The sequence below is a fragment of the Actinoplanes sp. NPDC051633 genome, assembly GCF_040681735.1.
Lineage (GTDB): Bacteria > Actinomycetota > Actinomycetes > Mycobacteriales > Micromonosporaceae > Actinoplanes.
This window is the reverse complement of record NZ_JBFAZH010000495.1, coordinates 1-5,492: the sequence shown is the minus strand read 5'-3', so window position 1 is coordinate 5,492 and position 5,492 is coordinate 1. Positions and strand designations below refer to the sequence as shown.

General features: G+C 74.9%; 4 protein-coding genes. All 4 read left to right on the top strand.

All coding sequences use genetic code 11. The annotated features are described in order from the left end of the window. The coding region (locus tag AB0M20_RS24830) for an AAA family ATPase (protein ID WP_364301981.1) at positions 1-2,050 on the top strand (2,050 nt) is incomplete at its 5' end. Positions 2,051-2,186: 136 nt separating this feature from the next. Next, positions 2,187-2,324 carry a hypothetical protein gene (locus AB0M20_RS24825; protein WP_364301979.1) on the top strand — a complete coding sequence of 46 codons (138 nt, stop codon included), beginning with the start codon at positions 2,187-2,189 and terminating at the stop codon, positions 2,322-2,324. Positions 2,325-2,326: 2 nt separating this feature from the next. Further along, a complete protein-coding gene (locus AB0M20_RS24820) occupies positions 2,327-3,067 on the top strand; it encodes an ABC transporter ATP-binding protein (protein ID WP_364301977.1) in 741 nt (246 codons plus the stop codon). 3 nt (positions 3,068-3,070) lie between these two features. After that, positions 3,071-5,492, top strand: a 2,422-nt coding sequence (locus tag AB0M20_RS24815) for an FtsX-like permease family protein (protein WP_364301975.1), incomplete at its 3' end; no start/stop codon positions are given.

The following is a 5,492-nucleotide window of genomic DNA, read 5'->3' as shown; positions in this document are numbered from 1 at the left end:
GACGTCGGCGATCCTGCGGCAGGAGATCTCGTCCGCGCGGGTTCCGGCGCAGCGCGACGCCGGCGCGGTGCCGGCCCGCCTGACTTCGTTCATCGGCCGCGACGACGACGTGCGCAGGACACACGAACAGCTGCGCTCGGCCCGGCTCGTGACGCTCACCGGGCCGGGCGGCGTCGGGAAGACCAGCCTGGCCGTCGAGGTGGCCCGGCTGTCCCGCCCGGTGCACGTCGTCCGGCTCGCCGCGGTGGACACGAACGCCGACCTGGGCGAGGTGTTCGCCCTGCAGCTCGGCGTGCAGAGCACCGGGCCGCACGCCGTCGCGGAGCACCTCCGGGGTCGAGGTGCGCTGCTGGTCGTGGACAACTGCGAGCACGTGATCGACGCCGCCGCCACCGTCATCGAAACCCTGCTGCACGCAGCCGGCGATCTCCGGGTGCTGGCGACCAGCCGGGAGGCGCTCGCCGTCGCCGGCGAGATCCAGATCGCGGTCGGCCCTCTCGACGAGCCGGACGCCGTACGCGTGTTCCTCGACCGCGCCCGCCTGGTTCGCCCGGAGTTCGAGCCGGACGCGCGCGAGTCGGCGGCGGTGGCGTCGATCTGCCGCCGCCTGGACGGGATTCCGCTGGCGGTCGAGCTGGCGGCCGCCCGCGTGAAGGCGCTCGCACCGGCCGAGATCGAGGCGCGCCTGCAGGACCGGTTCGGCCTGCTCACCGCCGGGCCGCGCACCAGTGAGGCCCGGCACCGCACCTTGCGCGCCACCATCGATTGGAGCCACGACCTGCTCGACGAGCCCGAGCAGCGGCTGTTGCGCCGCCTCGCCGTCTTCCACGGCGGATGGACCCTCGACGCCGCCGAGCAGGTGTGCGGTCGCGACGCCCCCGACATCCTGTTCCGGCTCGTCGACCGGTCGCTGGTGGTCGCCGATCCGGCCGCCGGACGCTTCCGCCTGCTGGCGACGATCCGGGAGTACGCCCTCGCGAAGCTGGACGAGGCGGGGGAGGCGGCCGACCTCCGCGCGCGTCACCTCGCGTACTACACGGCGGTGGCCGAGCGGCACGGTCCGCTCGTCCGCTTCGCCTGGCCGTCGTGGGCCCGGCTCGTCGCCGACCAGGACAACCTCCGGGCCGCGATCCAATTCTGCCTGGACGAGAAGGACACGACGGCCGGGCTGCGGCTGGCCGCGGCGCTCATCCATTTCTGGAACATCGGCCCGCGGCACGAGGGTGTCCGGGCGATCAGCGCGCTGCTGAGCCACCCCGGCGTGCCCGACGCCGCCCGAGCCCTGGCCCTGCAGGGGTACGCCATGCTGCACGTCTACTACCCGACCGCCGAGTCCCGGGCCGCCGGCCGCGAGAGCCTGGCGCTGTTCGAGGCACTCGGCGACGATCGCCATGCCGCCGTCTCCCGGCTGGTCGTGGCATTCGAGGGCCAGTACGGCGGCGACCCGGACGAGCATCGGGCGCTGCTGCGGGCCGGCCGGGCCGTGCTGACCGGCGTGGACCGTGGCTGGTGGCACGCCATGACCTACTACGTCGAGGCGCTGATCGACCTGCGGGCCGGAGAGTTCGAGACCTCCGCGCGACACTGGCGGCAGGCGCTGGAACTGCTCGCCGCGTCCGGTGACATCCAGTTGGGCAGCGCGGCGAAGGCGCACCTGGGCATCGCCCTCCGGGAGGCCGGCCGGCCCGGGGAGGCGGTGGCCGAGCTGGCCGAGGCGGCACAGCAGTGCCGTGCCGCCGGATCACTGCACGGCCTCTCGTTCGCCCTCGTGCAGCTGGCACACACCCGCATCGACCTGGGGCAAACCGACGGCGTGCCCGCCGAGCTGGACGAGGTCGACGAGGTGGCGCAGCGGGTGCGCAACCCGCGCAACCCCGCCTGGGCGGCCTGGGCCCGGGCGCGGCTCGCCCTGGCGAGCGGTGACGCCGTGGCCGCCGCACGGGACGCCCGCCGAGCCGCCGACCTGCTGGCGGACCGTGAGTTCCCGTGGGCCCGCGATCGGCTCCGGGCGCTGGAGGCCGAAGCCCGCACGGTCGCGGGCGGCCCGTAGCTCGGCCGGTTCCACGTCGCCGGTGACCCTGAGCAGGAACGCTGTCCGAGCGTGGTCAGCGGGCGGACAGGAGCCGAACAGCGGTCCTCGCGAATCTCGGCGTGTCAGTCACCGCCGAGGACCCGGGAGGTCCGCCATGCACCCCCTCCTTATCGCCGAACCCCACCGGATCCGGCACGAGGACCTGATCCGCGCCGCCGAGGCGCACCGGCTCGCCGCCGCCGTCAGCCGCTCGCCCCGGCCCCGCCGCCTGTTCTCCCGCAAGGGGGCCTGACCATGAGCATCGCAGTGCGAGCCCACAGCCTGGTCAAGACCTACGGCCACGGCGACACCGCCGTCCGCGCCCGGGACGGCGCGGGCCTGACCATCCCCGCCGGGCAGTTCGCGGCCGTCATGGGGCCCTCGGGGTCCGGCAAGTCGACCCTGATGCACGCACTGGCCGGCCTGGACGGGGTCGACGCCGGCCGGGTCCTCCTCGGCGACGTCGATGTGACCCGGCTGAGCGAGCGGCAGCGCACGCTGCTGCGCCGGGACCGGGTGGGCTTCGTGTTCCAGAGCTTCAACCTGGTGCCGACGCTCACCGCCGCCGAGAACATCCACCTGCCGCTCACTCTCGCCGGCCGTCGCCCCGACACCGCCTGGGTGGACCGGCTCGTCTCGACGCTGGGACTGCGCAACCGGCTGCACCACCGCCCCGCGCAGCTCTCCGGCGGCCAGCAGCAACGGGTCGCGGTCGCCCGGGCGCTGGCCGGTCGGCCGGAGACGGTCTTCGCCGACGAGCCCACCGGCAACCTCGACTCCCGGTCCGGCGAGGCGTTGCTCGGCTTCCTCCGGCACGCCGCCCGGGACCTCGGGCAGACCATCGTGATGGTCACCCACGACCCGCACGCCGCCTCCTACGCGGACCGGGTCGTCTTCCTCGCCGACGGCCGGGTCGTCGACGAGCTCGCCGAGCCCACGGTGGCCGGCGTCCTGTCCCACATGTCCGAACTCGAGCCGGCCGCGAAGGAGCACTGAACCATGTGGCGCCTGATCCTGCGCAACACCCTCGCCCGCCGGGCCCGCCTGGCGTTCACCATGCTCGCCGTCGTCCTCGGTGTCACCTTCGTCAGCGGCAGCCTGATCCTGACCGACACCTCCCGGCAGGTGCTCGACGAGCAGTTCCGCACCGCCACCGCCGGGGTCGACATCACCGTCCGCGACGCCGCCGCCTTCGGCTCGGCGATGGGCGTCGAAGTGGAACGCGACCCGCTGCCGGCCGCCGTCCTGGACCGCATCCGCGCCGTGCCGGGAGTGGCCTCGGCCTCGCCGGTGGCGCGCGGGCAGGGCCTGATCACCGCCGGTGGCCGGCCGATCGTCCCCTCCGGACCGTCCGTACTCCAGTCCTGGACCGCACCGCCGGTCGGTGCCTTCACGCTGCGCGCGGGTCACGCGCCGGTCGCCGACGGCGAGGTGGTCGTCGACGCGGCCACCGCCGCCGAGTACGGCATCGACGTCGGCGACTCCGTCACGGTCCGGGCGAAGTCGGACCTGACCGCGACGGTGGTCGGGCTGGCCGGGTTCGGCGACCGCGCCGGCCTCCCGGACAGCACGGTCGCTCTGGTCAGCCTCCGCACCGCGCAGCGCATGCTGCGCCTCGGCGGCGGCGTGACCGAGGTGGCCGTCACCACGACCGGCGCCGTCGGCACGGAGACCCTGCGGCAGCGGCTCGGCGCCGCCCTCGGACCGGAGTACGAGGTGACCGCCGGCCGCGACCTCGCCGCCGCCTCCTCGGCCGCCGCCCAGGACCAGATCGGCTACCTGCGGGTGATGCTGCTGGCCCTGGCCGCCGCCGGGCTGCTCGTCGGGGCGTTCCTCATCGCCAACACGTTCTCCATCGTGGTGACCCAGCGGACGCACGAATTGGCCGTCCTGCGCGCGATCGGCGCCACCGGCCGACAGGTCGTCGCCTCCATCCTCGGCGAGGCGCTGGTCGTCGGCCTGACCGCCGCGGCGGCCGGCCTCGGCGCCGGCATCGCCGCCGCCGCCGGCCTGCGCGACCTCGCCGGGGCGTTCGGCATCACGCTGCCCGGCGGCGCGATGGTGATCACCGCCCGCACGGTCGCGCTGTCGCTCGGCATCGGCGTGCTCGTCACCGTCGTCGCCGCGCTCGGCCCGGCCCGGCGGGCGGCCCGGATCGCACCGGTGGAGGCGATGCGTCACGCCACGGCCACCGAGCCCGTCGGCCGGGTACGCAGCGCCGCCGGTCTTCTCGTGATCGCCGCCGGCATCGCCGGACAGTTCGCCGCGAGGACGATGACGCTGCTCGCCGCGGCCGCCGTCGCGCTGGTCGTCGGCCTGACGCTGGCCGGGCCCGCGCTGGCTCCCTCCGCCATCCGGCTCCTCGGCCGGCCGCTGCACGCGTTCGGCATGCCGGGACGGCTGGCCCGCGAGTCGGCCGCGCGGACACCGCGGCGCACGGCGGCGACCGCGCTGGCGCTGGCCCTCGGCCTGGCTCTGGTCAGCTTCACCGCGGTGCTGGCCACGTCGGTCCGCTCGTCGGTGCAGCGCACCTACACCGAGGCGATCACCGCGGACCTGGTCGTGGAGAGCGCCCGCAACGAGATGCTGGGCGGCCTGCCGATGGACGTGCACCACCACGTGGCGAAGCTGCCCGAGGTCGCCGTGGCGTCCCGCTTGCGGTACGGACACTGGAAGGACGGCGACACCACCTCGGCGCTCACCGCGGTCGACACCGCGACTCTCCCGCGGGTCACCCGGTTGCACCTGACCGCCGGCCGCCTCGAGGCGCTCGAATCCGGCGGCGTCGTGATCGCCCAGCACGTCGCCACCGAGCGGGGGCTCGCCGTCGGCGACGCCATGCCGATGATGTTCTCCCGCACCGGGAAGCAGTTCCTCACCGTGGTCGGTGTGCTGCGCGACCGGGACGCACAGGCCATGCAGACCGACTACCTGATCTCGCTCGGCACGTACGCGAAGCACTACGCCGAGGACCTCGACGCGAGCGTGTTCGTCAAGCTCGCCGGCGGTGTGTCCGCGGAGGCGGGGCAGCGCGCCGTCGCCGCCGCGCTCACCGACATCCCGACCGCGCAGGTCCGTGACCAGGCCGCCGCGGTGGCCGGCCGCACCCGCACGGTCGACCAGGTGCTCGGCCTGGTGAGCGCCCTGCTCCTGCTCACCGTCGTCATCGCTCTGCTGGGCATCACCAACACCCTCGCCCTGTCGGTGTTCGAGCGGACCCGCGAGATCGGCCTGTTGCGCGCCGTCGGGATGACCCGCGCCCAACTCCGCACGATGATCCGCGGCGAGGCGGTGCTGATCGCGGTGCTGGCGATGATCGCCGGGATCGTCCTGGGCGTCGCGCTCGGCGCGGGCGCGGTCACGCTGCTCGGCGCGGACGCCGAGGCCACCGTGGTCGTGCCGGTCGGCAGGCTGGCACTGG